11 protein-coding genes are annotated in these 16,858 nt (G+C 71.0%); 8 read left to right on the forward strand and 3 right to left on the reverse strand.

All coding sequences use genetic code 11. The annotated features are described in order from the left end of the window. Window positions 1-70: 70 nt before the first annotated feature. A complete protein-coding gene (locus RI138_RS26045) occupies window positions 71-1,246 on the reverse strand; it encodes a trypsin-like serine peptidase (RefSeq protein ID WP_311121837.1) in 1,176 nt (391 codons plus the stop codon). Window positions 1,247-1,445: 199 nt separating this feature from the next. Continuing rightward, window positions 1,446-2,669, reverse strand: coding sequence for a trypsin-like serine peptidase (locus RI138_RS26050; protein ID WP_311121838.1), 1,224 nt, complete (start codon window positions 2,667-2,669; stop codon window positions 1,446-1,448). A gap of 301 nt (window positions 2,670-2,970) precedes the next feature. Between RI138_RS26050 and RI138_RS26055 the strand changes: the two genes are divergently transcribed. From RI138_RS26055 to RI138_RS26075, 5 genes are all read left to right on the forward strand, one after another. Then, window positions 2,971-4,365 carry a diaminobutyrate--2-oxoglutarate transaminase family protein gene (locus tag RI138_RS26055; RefSeq protein WP_311121839.1) on the forward strand — a complete coding sequence of 465 codons (1,395 nt, stop codon included), beginning with the start codon at window positions 2,971-2,973 and terminating at the stop codon, window positions 4,363-4,365. A 28-nt stretch (window positions 4,366-4,393) separates the two neighbouring features. Continuing rightward, window positions 4,394-6,298 (forward strand): IucA/IucC family protein, encoded by a 1,905-nt coding sequence (locus RI138_RS26060; RefSeq protein WP_311121840.1) that lies wholly within the window; start codon window positions 4,394-4,396, stop codon window positions 6,296-6,298. Window positions 6,299-6,381: 83 nt separating this feature from the next. Continuing rightward, window positions 6,382-7,206: a GNAT family N-acetyltransferase gene (locus RI138_RS26065; RefSeq protein WP_311121841.1), complete on the forward strand. Its 825-nt coding sequence runs from the start codon at window positions 6,382-6,384 to the stop codon at window positions 7,204-7,206. 60 nt (window positions 7,207-7,266) lie between these two features. Then, window positions 7,267-9,309: an IucA/IucC family protein gene (locus RI138_RS26070; protein ID WP_311121842.1), complete on the forward strand. Its 2,043-nt coding sequence runs from the start codon at window positions 7,267-7,269 to the stop codon at window positions 9,307-9,309. A 38-nt stretch (window positions 9,310-9,347) separates the two neighbouring features. Then, window positions 9,348-11,318 carry an ATP-dependent DNA helicase gene (locus RI138_RS26075; RefSeq protein WP_096628539.1) on the forward strand — a complete coding sequence of 657 codons (1,971 nt, stop codon included), beginning with the start codon at window positions 9,348-9,350 and terminating at the stop codon, window positions 11,316-11,318. A 124-nt stretch (window positions 11,319-11,442) separates the two neighbouring features. On the opposite strand, the gene lexA is transcribed toward RI138_RS26075, so the two are convergent. Next, window positions 11,443-12,240 (reverse strand): transcriptional repressor LexA, encoded by a 798-nt coding sequence (lexA, locus tag RI138_RS26080; protein WP_026242273.1) that lies wholly within the window; start codon window positions 12,238-12,240, stop codon window positions 11,443-11,445. Window positions 12,241-12,722: 482 nt separating this feature from the next. On the opposite strand from lexA, the gene nrdR reads away from it, so the two are divergent. The 3 genes from nrdR to RI138_RS32430 all read left to right on the forward strand — a co-directional run bounded on the left by nrdR (window position 12,723) and on the right by RI138_RS32430 (window position 16,778). Further along, on the forward strand, window positions 12,723-13,235 hold the full coding sequence (gene nrdR, locus RI138_RS26085; RefSeq protein WP_096628540.1) for a transcriptional regulator NrdR: 513 nt from the start codon (window positions 12,723-12,725) through the stop codon (window positions 13,233-13,235). 170 nt (window positions 13,236-13,405) lie between these two features. Beyond that, window positions 13,406-16,303: a vitamin B12-dependent ribonucleotide reductase gene (locus tag RI138_RS26090; protein ID WP_096628542.1), complete on the forward strand. Its 2,898-nt coding sequence runs from the start codon at window positions 13,406-13,408 to the stop codon at window positions 16,301-16,303. A gap of 148 nt (window positions 16,304-16,451) precedes the next feature. Then, window positions 16,452-16,778, forward strand: coding sequence for a methyltransferase domain-containing protein (locus RI138_RS32430; RefSeq protein WP_398864360.1), 327 nt, complete (start codon window positions 16,452-16,454; stop codon window positions 16,776-16,778). Window positions 16,779-16,858: the final 80 nt, after the last annotated feature.

Genomic DNA, 16,858 nt, shown 5'->3' on the forward strand with positions numbered 1-16,858 from the left:
AAGGCCCGGCCCCCGGACTCTCCAGAGAGTCCGGGGGCCGGGCCTTCGGCGTACGGCAGCGGGCCTACCGCTACCGACCGGCGAACTTGTCGCTCATCATCCCGAAGGTCCGCCGGGCGTCCTCACCGAGGCGCGGTCCGGCCAGCCAGCCCGAAGTGACCGGTCCGATCGAGGTGTTGGAGACCAGCATCGACTTCCCGTCCGGTCCCGCGACGAACCAGCCGCCGCCGGAGGAGCCGCCGGTCATCGTGCAGCCGATCCGGTACATCGTCGGGGTCCCGGCGCCGAGGGAGAGCCGGCCGGGACGGTCGACGCACCGGTGCATCAGCAGACCGTCGTACGGGGCGCCGGCCGGGTAGCCCCAGGCGCCCATTCCGCTGATCTGCTGGATCTCGGGGGCGTCGAAGGAGACCGGCAGCGCGTTGCCGACCGTCTCCTCCAGGGACTTCGTGCCCTTCTCCGGCTTCACGTGCAGGATCGCGTAGTCGTACGGTGCGCCCGCGCCGCCCGTCGGGCCGCCGCCGGAGATCCACTCGCCGGAGGACGCGGCCCAGTCGGCCCAGTAGGTGCCGTAGGGGGCGACCTCGTGCGGCTGCGCGGTGCGCAGCTGGGCCGCCGACTTGCCCTGGTCGTTGTACGAGGGCACGAAGACGATGTTGCGGTACCAGCCGCCGCCGGCACCCGCGTGCACACAGTGTCCGGCCGTCCACACGAGGTTCGACCGGCCGGGGTTCTTCGGGTCCTTCACGACCGTGCCCGAGCACACCATCGAGCCCTTGGGCGAGTCGAAGAAGACCTTGCCGACCGGAGCGGCGTGCCGGTGGTAGGGCAGCTTCTCGGGCTTGGCGGGCACCGGCGCGGGCACCGGGTCGCTGGCGTTCTGGCCCGCGGAGAGGTCACCGGCCGCCATCGTCCTGGCCGGATCCTCGGCCGAGGCCATCCGGTCCGGCTTCCACAGGCCGTCGATGACCGGGTTGACGAAGTCCTCGGCCTTTCGGAGCCAGGTGTCCTTGTCCCAGTTCTTCCACTCCCCGTTCTTCCACTTCTCCGGGTCCACCCCGTGCTTCTCCAGGGCCTCACCCAGGTCTCCGGGAAGACCCCCGGTGGAACCCTGCTCCCCGGACCCCTCGGTGGCCGAGGGCTTGGCCGCTGCGGCCCCGTCCTCGTCCGGGCCGCAGGCTGTCGCCGTCAGCGCGAGTGCCGCGACGAGGCCGGTGGCGGCCAGCAGCGGACGTATCGATCGCATGGAAGAAATCCCCCTGAACGCGTTGTGGGCTCGGAATACGTGATGCGTGGGTAGTCGGGAATGCCCGCGCTTCTGGCATGCCCGCGTCATGATCGTACGTGGCGGCCGGTGCGGAACCGGACACCGGGACGGAGCGGCCCCCGGTCGGCAACTGCCGTGCCGGGGGCCGTCGAACGTGCCCCGCGGAGGGGTCGGGCCGCTACTGGCCCGCGTACTTCTGGCTGACCGCGCGGTAGACGCCCTCGGCCTCCTCGCCGAGCCGCGGTCCGGCCAGCCAGCCCGCGGTGACCGGTCCGATCGAGGTGTTCGAGACCAGGGCGGGCTTGCCGTCCTGGCCCGCAGCGACCCAGCCGCCGCCGGAGGAGCCGCCGGTCATCGTGCAGCCGATGCGGTACATGGTCGGCTGGTCCTTGCGGAGCGCCAGACGGCCCGGCTCGTCCTTGCACTGGAGCAGCTTCTGACCGTCGTACGGGGGCGCGGCCGGGTAGCCGGTCGCCGTCATGTCCGCGATCTCCGGCACGGCGGGAGCGTTGAACTCGACCGGCAGCGCCGAACCGACCGTCTCCTCCAGCGACTTGCCCGAAGCGCCCTTCTCCGGCGTCACGTGCAGCACCGCGAAGTCGTACGGCGCACCCTGCCCGCCGACCGCCGCGCCCTGCGAGATCCACTGCTCGGAGGTCTGGGCCCAGTCGCCCCACCACACGCCGTAAGGAGCGATCTTCTCCTTGGGGGCGGTCTCCAACTCCTTGAGCGACAGGCCGTCGTTGTTGTACGCCGGGACGAAGGCGATGTTGCGGTACCAGCCGCCCTTCTTGCCCGCGTGCACACAGTGCCCGGCGGTCCACACCATGTTGGACTTGCCGGGGTTCGCCGGGTCCTTCACGACCGTCGCGGAACAGACCATCGAGCCCTGCGGGCCGTCGAACAGCAGCTTCCCGGACTCCGGGGCGCTGTCGTGGTACGGCGTGGCGACACCGGCGGCCTGGATCGGGGCGGGCGTCGGGTCCGTCACGCCCTCGTCGCCGGAGATGTCGTTGTCGACCGGGTTCTCCGGGGGCTTGTCGGCCTCCCGCATCCGGTCCGGGTCCCAGAGGCCCTCGATGATCGGGTTGACGAAGTCCTTGGCCTCACGCAGCCACTTGTCCTTGTCCCAGTTCTTCCACTCGCCGTCCCGCCACTTGTCCGGGTCGATCCCGTGCTCCTTGAGCCGGTTCTTCAGATCGTCCGGAAGGGTGACCTTGCCATCGGACGACTGGTCCGCCGAGGCACTGGGCGTGGAGCCCGCGTTGTCCTCCTCCGGACCGCAGGCGGTGGCGGTGAGCGCGAGGACGGCCGCGACGGCCGTCGCGGCGAACACACCGGAAGGCCTGCGCCGTGCGCGCCTCCCGGGGCGTGCGGTTTCGGTCGGGCGAATGGGTCGCATCTGGTGATCCCCCTGGGACTTCGTCACTCGGTACTCGGTGTTGCATTACGGACACTTCGGGCGCCGGAGCAGGTGCTCCGCGCCGCTGTGCGGCCCCCACTATGCCGGTGCCGATGGTGACGGTGCGCGGCAGGTCCACGGTTCCGCCGCCGCGAGGATGTTCCGATTTACCCGTGATCCATCGTGTTCGGCGTCGTTGGTACGTACGGGGGACACCAGGACAGCGTTCACCCGCTCAGTCCGTCCGCGCGAAATCGTACCGACGTGCAACGCAACCGTTACCACAGGAGGATCAAGAGCCGTGTCCGTGACCGAACCCGCTCCGGTGGCACCGCCTCCCGCACACGAGGGCATCCTGCGCCGCCAGTCGCTGCGTGAGTCGGCGGCCCGCACCTACGCGCGGTCCCTGCCGATCGTCCCCGTGCGGGCCCGCGGGCTCACGATCGAGGGCGCGGACGGGCGGCGCTATCTGGACTGCCTCTCCGGCGCGGGCACCCTGGCCCTCGGGCACAACCACCCCGTCGTACTCGAAGCCATCAGGAAGGTCCTCGACTCCGGCGCACCCCTGCACGTCCTCGACCTCGCCACCCCGGTCAAGGACGCCTTCACCACCGAGCTCTTCGCCACCCTGCCCCGGCAGTTCGCCGACAACGCCCGCATCCAGTTCTGCGGCCCCGCCGGTACGGACGCCGTCGAGGCCGCGCTCAAGCTGGTCCGTTCCGCGACCGGGCGCAGCGGCCTGCTGGCCTTCACCGGTGCGTACCACGGCATGACCGCCGGGGCGCTGGAGGCCTCCGGCGGTGCGAGTGACGTCCGGGTGACCCGGCTGCCCTTCCCGCAGGACTACCGCTGCCCCTTCGGCACCGGTGGCGAGGGCGGGGCGGCCCTCGCCGCCCGCTGGACCGAACACCTGCTGGACGACCGCAAGGGCGGTGTGCCCACCCCGGCCGGCATGATCGTGGAGCCGGTCCAGGGCGAGGGCGGCGTCAACCCCGCCCCCGACGCCTGGCTGCGCAGCATGCGCAGGATCACCGCGGACCGGTCCATTCCGCTCGTCGTGGACGAGGTGCAGACGGGCGTCGGCAGGACCGGCGCCTTCTGGGCCGTCGAGCACAGCGGCATCGTCCCGGACGTCATGGTCCTCTCCAAGGCGATCGGCGGCTCCCTCCCGCTCGCCGTGATCGTCTACCGCGCTGAGCTGGACCTTTGGCAGCCGGGCGCGCACGCGGGTACGTTTCGGGGCAACCAGCTCGCCATGGCGGCGGGCGCGGCCACGCTCGCGTACGTCAGGGAGAACCAACTGGCGGACCGCGCAGCGGTTCTGGGGGCCCGGATGCTCGCCCGCCTGACGGAGTTGCGGGCCCACCATCCGGCGATCGGTGACGTACGGGGGCGTGGACTGATGATCGGCCTGGAGCTGGTGGATCCCGAGAGCGCGCCCCTGCCCGCCGAGGCCGGCGACCCCGACCCGGCACCGCCTCCGGACCCGGCCCTCGCCCTCGCCGTCCAGCAGGAATGCCTGCGCCGCGGCCTCATCGTCGAACTGGGCGGCCGGCACGGTGCCGTGGTCCGCCTCCTGCCTCCCCTCACCCTCACCGACGAACAGGCGAGTGCCGTCGTCGACCGTCTCGCCGACGCGCTGGCGGCCGCAGAACGTTTGCCGCACCGTCGGGCCACCGCCGGGTCGATCATCTGATCCCGGAATCCTCACAAGGAAGAGCGCCGTGAACCCCACCCCCGCGCCCGAGGCCGACGGCCCCGGTACCCCCCAGCACCGAGGGCAGGACGGACCGGCCGCCCCCGGCACGGTCGAGGCGACGACCGTGCCCCGACAGAAAGCCGCCCACCACCCGAACCCCCCTTCATGCGGGCCGGGTCCGGGACCGGAGGCGCCGGAGGACCAGGGCCTGGGGCCCGACCCCCTCTATCACCCGGACCCGCGGCGGGCGGCCGACACGGCGGGCACCGAGAGCCTTCTGCGGTGCTGGACCCGGGAGACGGGCCTGCCCCGTCCCGACGGCGGCACCCTGCGTGTGGTTTTCCCGGCCAGCGGCACCGCGCTCCTCGTCCCCGTGCACTACTGGTCCGCCACCGGCGCCCACCGCTTCGGCGCTCCCGCGCTGGAGAACGCCCCCGCCGGAGCCCCGCCCGCCGACGCCGTCACCGTCGCCGCCCTCATCGCCCGCGAGAGCGGCGAGAGCGGGGCGGGCGACCTGGTCGGCCGGGTCGCCGACTCCGTACGCCACACCGCGGGCTTCATCGAGCAGCGGCGGCGCAGCCCGGCCGACCCCGCCGAGGCCGACCTCTTCCTCACCGCCGAACAGTCGCTGCTGCTGGGCCACCCCCTTCACCCGACCCCCAAGAGCCGCGAAGGCCTCTCCGAAACGGAGTCCCGCCGCTATTCACCGGAGCTCCACGGCTCTTTCCCGCTCCACTGGTTCGCCGTCGACCGGTCGCTGACCGCCACCGACTCCGCTTGGGACGAGGGCGGCCCGGCCACCGCCGAGGAGCTGCTCGCCCCGCACGCCGAAGGCCTCCGCCCGCCCCCCGGCACCGTCGCCGTCCCCGTACACCCCTGGCAGGCCGCCGACCTGCTCCACCGGCCCCAGCTCCGGGCCCTCGTGGAGAGCGGCCTGTTGCACGACCTCGGCCCGCACGGCGAGCACTGGCACCCCACCTCCTCCATCCGTACCGTGCACCGGCCCGGCGCGCGGGTGATGCTCAAGCTCTCCCTCGGCGTCCGCATCACCAACTCCCGCCGCGAGAACCTCCGCAAGGAGCTGCACCGGGGCGTCGAGGTCCACCGCCTCCTGTCGACCGGCCTCGCCGAGCGCTGGCAGCGGGAACACCCCGGCTTCGACATCGTCCGCGACCCCGCCTGGCTCGCCGTCGACGACCCCGAGGGAGCCCCCGTCCCCGGGCTCGACGTGATGCTCCGTCACAACCCCTTCGGCCCGGGCGACGACGCTGCCTGCATCGCCGGGCTCACCGCCCAGCGCCCCCGGCCCGGGCAGCCGGGCATGCGCTCCCGGCTCGCCGAGGTCGTCGACCACCTGGCCACCCGCACCGGCCGCGCCACCCACGAGGTCTCGGCCGATTGGTTCGGGCGCTACCTGGACCACGTGGTCCGCCCGGTCCTCTGGCTCGACGCCCACGCGGGCATCGCGCTCGAAGCCCACCAGCAGAACACCCTGGTCCTCCTCGACCCGGACGGCCGGCCCGTCGGCGGACGCTACCGCGACAACCAGGGCTACTACTTCCGCGACTCCCGCCGCGCCGAGCTGGAACAGCGGCTGCCCGGCATCGGCACGGTCAGCGACACGTTCGTCTCCGACCCGGTCACCGACGAGCGCTTCGCCTACTACCTCGGCATCAACAACGTCCTCGGCCTGATCGGGGCGTTCGGAGCCCAGCGGCTGGCCGACGAACAGGAACTCCTCACCGTCCTCCGCCAATTCCTCACCGAGACCGCGGAACTGGGCTCGCCGCTGCCCGCGTATCTCCTGGAGAACCGCCAACTGCGCTGCAAGGCCAATCTGCTGACCCGGCTGCACGGCCTCGACGAGCTGGTCGGACCGGTCGACACCCAGTCCGTCTATGTCACCATCGCCAACCCGCTGTACAGCTGAGCACCCGCACCAGAGAGACTCCGACCGCACCCGCACCGGAGAAACTCACCGACCGCACCCGGTCCAGAGAGGAGAGCGCCACCGTGCCTCCCGCCGACGCGTCCGCGGAACCCGACGCCGTATTACCGGAGCACCAGGGCCCGGCCGAACGGTACGGGAGCGGGAGCGCCGGAGTCGAGGACACCCTCGACCTCAAGCTCACCGAGGAGCTCCTCGCCCTGATCGCCGACGAAGAGGAACCCGGCGAGGGGCAGCGCGAGGGGCGGCGCGAGGACCAGGGCGGGAAGTCGGCCACGGAGGCCCGGGGGGCATGCGCGGCCCGGCCCGGCAGCGTCCGTGAGCTGCTGGGCGACCCCGTGACCTGGCCGCCCGCGACCACGGAGGCGGGCGGGTTCCGCCTTCTGCCCGTCCGGCTGGAGCGCGATCTCACCGTCCTCACCCGGTGGATGAACGACCCCGCCGTGGCCGCCTTCTGGGAGCTGGCCGGGCCCGCATCCGTCACCGCCGGCCACCTGAGGACCCAGCTCGAAGGGGACGGCCGCAGCATCCCCTGCCTCGGCCTGCTCGACGGAACGCCCATGAGCTACTGGGAGATCTACCGCGCCGACCTCGACCCGCTGGCCCGCCACTACCCGGCCCGCCCCCATGACACCGGAGTCCACCTCCTCATCGGGGGCGTGAAGAACCGTGGCCGGGGAATGGGCACCACTCTGCTCCGCGCCGTCGCCGACCTTGTCCTGGACAACCTTCCGCAGTGCGGACGGGTCGTCGCCGAGCCGGACCTGCGCAACACCCCGTCCGTATCCGCGTTCCTCAGCGCCGGCTTCCGCTTCTCCGCCGAAGTGGATCTCCCCGACAAACGCGCCGCCCTGATGATCCGCGACCGTATGCACCGAGCCCAGCTGTGACCAACTCGCCGCACCATCCACACCGCTCGAACCTCATAGGTTCCATCCGGAGGAGTCCCCGTGCCGACATATCCCGCGAGCCATGATTCAGCCGAGACCCCGCAGCTGTTCAGCCCTCCGGAGCTGAACCGGGAGATCTGGGACCGGGCCGCAGCGCGGCTGCTCGCCAAGATGCTCGGCGAGTTCGCCTACGAGAAGATCATCGAGCCCGTCCGCCAGCCCGGCCCCGGCGGACTGCACCGGCTGACCCTCGACGACGGGGGAGTACTCCACTTCACGGCCCGCCGCGGCGTCTACGGCAGCTGGCGCGTCGACCCCGACTCGATCGCGGAGACCCGGCGGCCCGTCGAGGAGACCCGTCGGCCCCCGGACGCCCAGGCGGACTCGCCGGCTCATGCGTCTGCCGACGCCCTCGCCGACGCGCACCCCAACGGCACGCCCACGACCGCCCCCGCCAACGGCGCGCCCGCCCCCGGTGGCCCCGACGCACAGTCCAACGGCCGGCCCACCGCCGGTCACGCGGACACCCACTCCAACGGTTCGTCCGCCGCGACGCGCCCGTTCCGCGACCCGCTGCGCTTCCTCACCCGGGCCCGCGGCCTCCTCGGACTCGACGGCGCGACCCTCGGCCACCTCATCCGCGAGCTGACCCTCACCCTCACCGCCGACGCCCGCCTCGACCACACCGCGCTCACCGCGGACCGGCTCGCGGCCCTGGACTACGCGGATCTGGAAGGCCATCAGACCGGCCACCCCTGGCTGGTGGCCAGCAAGGGGCGGCTCGGCTTCTCGGCCGCCGACGCGGCCCGCTACACCCCCGAGACCCGCGTCCCGCTCCGGCTGCCGTGGATCGCGGTCAGCACCCGCATCGCGCAGTACCGGGGCGTCGGCCGCCTCACCGTCCCCGGCCGCTTGTACGCCGAAGAGCTCGACCCGGCAGTCCGGGAGACCTTCGCCGAGATACTGCGGGCCCGGGGCCTCGACCCCGAGGGCTACTTCTACCTCCCCGTACACCCCTGGCAGTGGGACGAATGGATCGTTCCGCTCTTCGCCCCGGCCATCGCCGACGGCGACATCGTGGCGCTGCGCACCGACGGCGACGAACGGCTCCCGCAGCAGTCGATCCGCACGTTCGCCAACGTGGCACGACCGGAGCGGCACACGGTGAAGCTGCCGCTCTCCATCCTCAACACCCTGGTCTGGCGCGGTCTGCCGACCGAACGCACCGTCGCCGCCCCCGCCGTCACGGACTGGGTGCAGGGCCTGTGCGAGGGCGACCCCTTCCTCCGTGACACCTGCCGGGTGATCCTCCTCGGCGAAGTCGCCTCCGTGACCGTCGAACATCCGCTGTACGACCACCTTCCCGAAGCGCCCTACCAGTACAAGGAAGTCCTCGGCGCGATCTGGCGGGAGCCCCTGCCGCCGCGCCTCGCCCCGGGTGAACGGGCCCGGACGCTCGCCTCTCTCCTGCATACGGACCCGGGGGGCCGCGCGTTCACCGCGGAGCTGGTCGAGCGCTCCGGACTGTCCCCGGACACCTGGCTCAAGCGGCTCTTCGCCGCCCTGCTGCCGCCCCTGCTGCACTTCCTGTACCGCTACGGCACCGTCTTCTCCCCGCACGGCGAGAACGCCATCGTCGTCTTCGACGAGAACGACGTGCCCGTACGCCTCGCGATCAAGGACTTCGTCGACGACGTCAACATCAGCGCCCACCCGCTGCCGGAGCACGCCACGATGCCCGAGGAGGTGCGCGCCGTCCTCCTCACCGAGGAGCCGTCCTTCCTCACCCAGTTCATCCACTCCGGCCTCTTCGTCGGTGTCTTCCGCTATCTCTCCCCCCTGTGCGAGGAGCAGCTCGGCGTCTCCGAGGACGAGTTCTGGTCACTCGTCCGGGCGGAGATCGTGCGCCACCACGCCCGCTTCCCGGAGCTCAAGGAGCGGTTCGAGCTGTTCGACATGCTCACCCCGGAGATCGAGCGCCTCTGTCTGAACCGCAACCGTCTGCATGTGGACGGCTACCGTGACCGGGCCAGCCGCCCGCACGCGGCCATTCACGGCACGGTGCCGAACCCCCTGCACCCCTCCGCACGCGTCCGGGAGTGATCGCCGTTGTCAGTGGTGCGCCGTAGGGTGGTCGGGCTATGACGAAGCCATCCCTCCCCGAACTCCTGCACGCCGCCGTCACCGCCGTCGGCGGTACGGAAAGGCCCGGCCAGGCCACCATGGCCCAGGCCGTCGCCGAGGCCGTGGACGACCAGTCCCACCTCCTCGTCCAGGCCGGCACCGGTACGGGCAAGTCGCTCGGCTATCTGGTGCCGGCCCTGGCGCACGGGGAGCGGGTCGTGGTGGCCACGGCCACCCTCGCCCTCCAGCGGCAGCTCGTGGAGCGGGACCTTCCGCGTACGGTCGACGCGCTGCACCCGCTGCTGCGCAGGCGCCCCCAGTTCGCCATGCTCAAGGGCCGGTCGAACTACCTCTGCCTGCACCGGCTCCACGAAGGGGTCCCGCAGGACGAGGAGGAGGGGCTCTTCGACCAGTTCGAGGCGGCCGCGCCCTCCAGCAAGCTGGGGCAGGACCTGCTGCGACTGCGGGACTGGTCGGACGAGACGGAGACGGGCGACCGGGACGACCTGACCCCCGGAGTCTCGGACCGGGCCTGGGCACAGATCTCGGTCTCCTCGCGCGAGTGCCTGGGCGCGACGAAATGCGCGTACGGAGCGGAGTGCTTCGCCGAGGCTGCCCGCGAGCGCGCCAAGCTCGCGGACGTGGTCGTCACCAACCACGCGCTGCTCGCCATCGACGCCATCGAGGGCGCACCGGTCCTGCCGTCGCACGAGGTGCTGATCGTCGACGAGGCCCATGAGCTGGTCTCCCGGGTCACCGGCGTGGCCACCGGCGAGCTCACCCCCGCCCAGGTCAACCGGGCGGTCCGCCGGGCGGCGAAGCTGGTCAACGAGAAGGCGGCCGACGCCCTCCAGACGGCCGCCGAAGGCTTCGAGCGGGTGATGGAGCTGGCCCTCCCGGGGCGGCTTGAGGAGGTGCCCGAGGACCTCGGTTACGCACTGATGGCGCTGCGGGACGCGGCGCGTACGGTGATCTCCGCGATCGGCGCCACCCGGGACAAGTCGGTCGAGGACGAGAACGCCGTCCGCAAGCAGGCGCTGGCCTCGGTCGAGTCCATCCACGGCGTCGCCGAGCGCATCACCCAGGGATCTGAGTACGACGTCGTCTGGTACGAGCAGCACGACCGGTTCGGGGCCTCCGTGCGGGTGGCTCCGCTCTCCGTCTCCGGACTGCTGCGCGAGAAGCTCTTCGCCGAGCGCTCCGTGGTGCTCACCTCGGCCACGCTGAAGCTCGGGGGTGACTTCAACGGGGTGGGCGCGTCCCTGGGCCTGGCCCCCGAGGGCACGGCGGGCGAGGACGTACCGCAGTGGAAGGGGCTGGACGTCGGCTCCCCGTTCGACTACCCGAAGCAGGGCATCCTGTATGTGGCCCGGCATCTGAACACCCCGGGGCGCGAGGGTTCCCGTACGGACATGCTGGACGAGCTCGCCGAGCTGGTGGAGGCGGCGGGCGGCCGCACCCTCGGGCTCTTCTCCTCGATGCGGGGGGCCAAGGCGGCAGCCGAGGAGCTGCGCGGACGGCTGGACAAGCCGATCCTGCTCCAGGGCGAGGAGACGCTCGGCGAGCTGATCAAGAACTTCGCGGCCGACCCCGAGACCTGCCTCTTCGGCACCCTGTCGCTCTGGCAGGGCGTTGACGTCCCGGGGCCGAGCTGTCAGCTGGTGGTCATGGACCGGATTCCGTTCCCCCGGCCGGACGACCCGCTGATGAGCGCCCGGCAGAAGGCGGTCGAGGAGGCGGGCGGCAACGGCTTCATGGCGGTGGCGGCGACGCACGCGGCCCTGCTGATGGCCCAGGGCGCGGGCCGACTGGTCCGGGCGACGGGCGACAAGGGAGTCGTGGCCGTGCTCGACCCCCGGATCGCCAACGCGCGGTACGGCAGCTATCTGCGCGCCTCACTGCCGGACTTCTGGTACACCACGGACCGTAATCAGGCGCGCCGCTCACTGGCCGCCATCGACGCCAAGGCCAAGGCGGAGGGCGCGTAGCCCCACCTGCCACCGGGCGGGGAGACGGCACGGCAAAGCCCCGGAACCGACGTCATGATCGACGTCCTAAGAAGGAACCCCGGGGCGGATGCCGTGACCGATGCGCTGTACAGGCGCCCGGGCTTCAGACGCGGCGCAGCACCGCCACCACCTTGCCGAGGATGGTCGCCTCGTCGCCGGGGATCGGCTGGTACGCGGCGTTGTGCGGGAGGAGCCAGACATGCCCGTCCTCCCGGCGGAAGCGCTTGACCGTCGCCTCGCCGTCGAGCATCGCGGCGACGATGTCCCCGTTCTCCGCGACGGGCTGGCGGCGCACGGTGACCCAGTCGCCGTCACAGATCGCGGCCTCGATCATCGAGTCACCGACGACCTTCAGGACGAACAGCTCCCCGTCGCCGACGAGCTGGCGGGGGAGCGGGAAGACGTCCTCGACGGACTCCTCCGCGAGGATCGGCCCACCGGCGGCGATCCTGCCCACCAGCGGCACGTAGGAAGCGGCGGGCTTGCCCGTGGTGTCGGTGGGCTGGGTGCTGGGCTGGTCCGAACCGCGCACCTCGTAGGCGCGGGGGCGGTGCGGGTCGCGGCGCAGGAAACCCTTGCGCTCCAGGGCCATCAGCTGATGGGCGACGGACGAGGTGCTGGAGAGGCCCACCGCCTGACCGATCTCCCGCATCGACGGCGGGTAGCCCCGGCGCTGCACGGAGTCGCGGATGACCTCGATGACGCGCCGCTGGCGGTCCGTGAGCCCCGAGCTGTCCGCCCGGATGCCTGGCGGCCTCCCGGGCAAGGAACGTCCGGGGCGCGCGGGCTCGGGCCCGTCCGTGTTCGTGACTGAGTCATTCATGGCATGCACCGGCTCAAGTCGGCTCTGGGAGCGGTGGTCCCGGGCGGTGATGGTGGCACTGTCTGCGGTGGTGGTCACGTCGGCCCCTCTCGAATGTTCTCCCTAGCTGGACAACGGTAGTAGCTTTCGAAAGGTTGCGCCAAACACACGTTCGAGTGAAAAACGAATAAAGGGCTGCCGCAGTGCTCCCCGCAGGTGTATGAGCAACCAGGCAATGGGGTGTGCGGGCCCGCGGCGGGGCGGCGTGCCGCTGTCGCGCCCAGTCTTTCATCCGCGAGCCCGAGCCGGGGGGCCCGGCGGCTCGGGCGGCCCCGCTTTTCCCGTACCCTCTTCCCTGGCCCGCGCTCCCCCCGGTCGCCGATCGGGGCGCGACACGCGATGGGGTCGAAAACGCGACCCAACCCTAGATCTAGTGGTTGGATTGTCTCGGCCGCCCAGAAGTTGTGGTCTTGGTTCATCCGGGCCGTGGTCATCGCCTATGCTGGGGACTGCCTCCAGGAGCCCGTGAGAAGGGCTTCGAAGAGGCTATTCAGTCGTGCTGTGAAGGAGGGTTGGGAGCCATGCACTGCCCCTTCTGCAGGCACCCCGACAGCCGGGTCGTCGACAGTCGCACCACCGATGACGGGACGTCGATCCGTCGCCGCCGGCAGTGCCCCGACTGCTCCCGCCGCTTCACCACGGTGGAGACCTGCTCGCTGATGGTGGTCAAACGCAGCGGCGTGACCGAACCCTTCAGCCGTACCAAGGTCATCTCCGGCGTCCGCAAGGCATGCCAGGGGCGGCCCGTCACGGAGGACGCCCTCGCCAAGCTCGGCCAGCGGGTCGAGGAGGCGGTGCGCGCCACCGGCAGCGCCGAGCTGACCACCCATGACGTGGGTCTGGCCATACTCGGCCCCCTGCAGGAACTCGACCTCGTCGCGTACCTGCGCTTCGCGTCCGTGTACCGGGCGTTCGATTCCCTGGAAGACTTCGAGGCCGCCATCGTGGAGCTGCGCGCGCAGCGGCCTCCCGCGGAGGACTGCGGAAGCGGCGAGACCCTTGAGGTCCCCGCGCCCGCCATCGCCGCCGACTGAGCGGCACCCGCCCGGACCGCCCGTGCCCGCGACATCTCCGCGGACCGGCGGCGGGGCGACATGAGATTTGCATCCGGAGGCCGCGTACGGCGTTCGGAGCATCGGACACACACTGTGCCTGGGAAGATCCGGGCACTTCAGGGCGTTTTTGCCCACATATGGGAGGCGGCATGACAGAGACGGCGAGCGGCCCGGCACGAGGTTCCCGCACCAAGGGCGCCAAGGCGAGCAAGGGTCTGCGTATCGAGCGCATCCACACCACCCCCGGCGTGCACCCGTACGACGAGGTGGCGTGGGAGCGCCGTGACGTCGTCATGACCAACTGGCGCGACGGCTCGATCAACTTCGAGCAGCGTGGCGTCGAGTTCCCCGACTTCTGGTCGGTGAACGCGGTCAACATCGTCACCAGCAAGTACTTCCGCGGGGCCGTCGGCACGGCGCAGCGCGAGACCGGCCTCAAGCAGCTGATCGACCGGATCGTGAAGACGTACCGGAAGGCCGGCGAGGACAACAGCTACTTCGCCTCCCCCGCGGACGCCGAGATCTTCGAGCACGAGCTGGCCTACGCCCTCCTGCACCAGGTCTTCAGCTTCAATTCCCCGGTCTGGTTCAACGTCGGCACGCCCCAGCCGCAGCAGGTCTCCGCCTGCTTCATCCTGGCCGTCGACGACTCCATGGAGTCGATCCTCGACTGGTACAAGGAAGAGGGCATGATCTTCAAGGGCGGCTCCGGCGCCGGCCTGAACCTCTCGCGTATCCGCTCTTCCAAGGAGCTCCTCTCCTCCGGCGGCAACGCCTCGGGACCGGTCTCCTTCATGCGCGGCGCCGACGCGTCCGCCGGAACGATCAAGTCCGGCGGCGCCACGCGCCGTGCGGCCAAGATGGTCATCCTCGACGTCGACCACCCCGACATCGAGGCCTTCATCGAGACCAAGGTGAAGGAGGAGGAGAAGATCCGCGCCCTTCGCGACGCGGGCTTCGACATGGACCTGGGCGGCGACGACATCACGTCCGTCCAGTACCAGAACGCCAACAACTCCGTCCGGGTGAACGACGAGTTCATGAAGGCCGTCGAGACGGGCGGCAAGTTCGGGCTCCGCTCCCGGATGACCGGCGACGTCATCGAAGAGGTCGAGGCCAAGTCGCTCTTCCGCAAGATGGCCGAGGCCGCCTGGGCCTGCGCCGACCCCGGCATCCAGTACGACGACACCATCAACGCCTGGCACACCTGCCCGGAGTCCGGCCGGATCAACGGCTCGAACCCGTGCAGCGAGTACATGCACCTGGACAACACCTCGTGCAACCTCGCCTCGCTGAACCTGATGAAGTTCCTCAAGGACGACGGTCTGGGCAACCAGTCCTTCGAGTCCGAGCGCTTCGCCAAGGTCGTCGAGCTGGTCATCACCGCGATGGACATCTCGATCTGCTTCGCGGACTTCCCGACGCAGAAGATCGGCGAGAACACCCGCGCCTACCGTCAGCTGGGCATCGGCTACGCCAACCTCGGCGCCCTCCTGATGGCGACCGGCCACGCGTACGACAGCGACGGCGGCCGCGCCCTGGCCGGTGCCATCACCTCGCTGATGACCGGCACCTCCTACCGGCGCTCCGCCGAACTCGCCGCGGTCGTCGGCCCGTACGACGGCTACGCCCGCAACGCCGAGCCGCACCAGCGCGTCATGAAGCAGCACGCCGACGCCAACGCCAAGGCCGTCCACGTCGACGACCTGGACTCCCCGGTCTGGGCCGCCGCGACGGAGGCCTGGCAGGACGTGATCCGGCTCGGCGCGAAGAACGGCTTCCGCAACGCGCAGGCCTCGGTCATCGCCCCCACCGGCACCATCGGTCTCGCGATGTCCTGCGACACCACCGGCCTGGAGCCCGACCTCGCCCTGGTCAAGTTCAAGAAGCTGGTCGGCGGCGGGTCGATGCAGATCGTCAACGGCACCGTGCCGCAGGCGCTGCGCCGTCTCGGCTACCAGCCGGAGCAGATCGAGGCGATCGTCGCCCACATCGCCGAGAACGGCAATGTGGTCGACGCCCCCGGCCTGAAGACCGAGCACTACGAGGTCTTCGACTGCGCGATGGGCGAGCGCTCCATCTCCGCGATGGGCCACGTCCGGATGATGGCGGCCATTCAGCCGTGGATCTCCGGCGCCCTCTCCAAGACGGTCAACCTGCCCGAGACGGCCACCGTCGAGGACGTCGAAGAGGTCTACTTCGAGGCGTGGAAGATGGGCGTCAAGGCGCTCGCGATCTACCGCGACAACTGCAAGGTCGGCCAGCCCCTCTCCGCCAAGACCAAGGACAAGGAGAAGGAAGAGGTCACTGCGAAGGCCGAGGAGACCATCCGTACGGCGGTCGAGAAGGTCGTCGAGTACCGCCCGGTCCGCAAGCGCCTCCCCAAGGGCCGCCCCGGCATCACCACCTCCTTCACGGTGGGCGGCGCCGAGGGGTACATGACCGCCAACTCCTACCCGGACGACGGTCTCGGTGAGGTGTTCCTGAAGATGTCCAAGCAGGGATCGACCCTCGCGGGCATGATGGACGCCTTCTCCATCGCCGTCTCGGTCGGCCTGCAGTACGGTGTCCCGCTGGAGACGTACGTCTCGAAGTTCACCAACATGCGCTTCGAGCCGGCCGGCATGACGGACGACCCGGACGTGCGGATGGCGCAGTCGATCGTCGACTACATCTTCCGCCGCCTGGCGCTCGACTTCCTGCCCTTCGAGACCCGCTCGGCCCTCGGCATCCACTCCGCCGAGGAGCGCCAGCGCCACCTGGACACCGGTTCCTACGAGCCGTCCTACGAGGCCGACGGCCTGGACTCCGAGAGCCTGGCCCAGTCGGCCCCGGTGCAGTCCGAACCGCTGAAGGCGGTGGCGGCTCCCCGCGAGTCCGCCGAGAAGCCCGCCCCGGCGACGGCGCACACCTCGGCCGAACTGGTCGAGATGCAGCTCGGCATCAGCGCGGACGCTCCGCTCTGCTTCTCCTGCGGTACGAAGATGCAGCGCGCCGGCTCCTGCTACATCTGCGAGGGCTGCGGCTCGACGAGCGGGTGCAGCTGACACCCGGCGAGTGTTCTCAGTGAGGGAGGGGCGTCGGCCCGGTGCCGACGCCCCTCCCTCATCGCTCTGTCACCCCACCGCCTGCCGCGAGGGATCAGGCTCGTCCGCGGGTGATGTCGGTCAGCGCCTCGGCGTAGTGGCCGAGGCCATGGCGGGCGATGGCGCGGAGGTCCTCGGCACCGACGTCTCCGGTGAGATGGTCGCCGCGGCACAGGAGCTGGGGGACCGCGATCTGCTGGGGGCGCGATACGAGGTCGGTGATGTGGCCGAACTGCGACCCCTCGGGCGGCGCTTCGACGGAGCGGCGGCGGCCCATCATCACGGCCTCCTCACCTCCTCAACTACGCGCAGGACATCCGCGCCATGGAGCGGATGTGCCGCAACGTTCAACCGGAGCCTGAAGCCCGGCGGCGAGTTCTTCGTGCTCGCCATGGCGCCAGTTTTCCGCTTCGACGGACCTTCGCCGCGCCGGTAGGGCTTGCTCGCCGAACGGGCCGGTAGGAGGCCGTGATCCGGACCAGGTGTCCGGATCGCGGCGCTCCTGGACCCGCCGAT

The sequence above is a fragment of the Streptomyces durocortorensis genome (assembly GCF_031760065.1).
GTDB lineage: Bacteria > Actinomycetota > Actinomycetes > Streptomycetales > Streptomycetaceae > Streptomyces.

Excerpts from the sequence above, each read along its gene's own strand:
- RI138_RS26090 (WP_096628542.1), top strand. The coding sequence starts at position 13,406 with ATGACAGAGACGGCGAGCGGCCCGGCACGAGGTTCCCGCACCAAGGGC.
- RI138_RS32430 (WP_398864360.1), top strand. The coding sequence starts at position 16,452 with ATGGCGGGCGATGGCGCGGAGGTCCTCGGCACCGACGTCTCCGGTGAG.
- RI138_RS26050 (WP_311121838.1), bottom strand. The coding sequence starts at position 2,669 with ATGCGACCCATTCGCCCGACCGAAACCGCACGCCCCGGGAGGCGCGCA.
- nrdR (WP_096628540.1), top strand. The coding sequence starts at position 12,723 with ATGCACTGCCCCTTCTGCAGGCACCCCGACAGCCGGGTCGTCGACAGT.
- RI138_RS26045 (WP_311121837.1), bottom strand. The coding sequence starts at position 1,246 with ATGCGATCGATACGTCCGCTGCTGGCCGCCACCGGCCTCGTCGCGGCA.
- RI138_RS26075 (WP_096628539.1), top strand. The coding sequence starts at position 9,348 with ATGACGAAGCCATCCCTCCCCGAACTCCTGCACGCCGCCGTCACCGCC.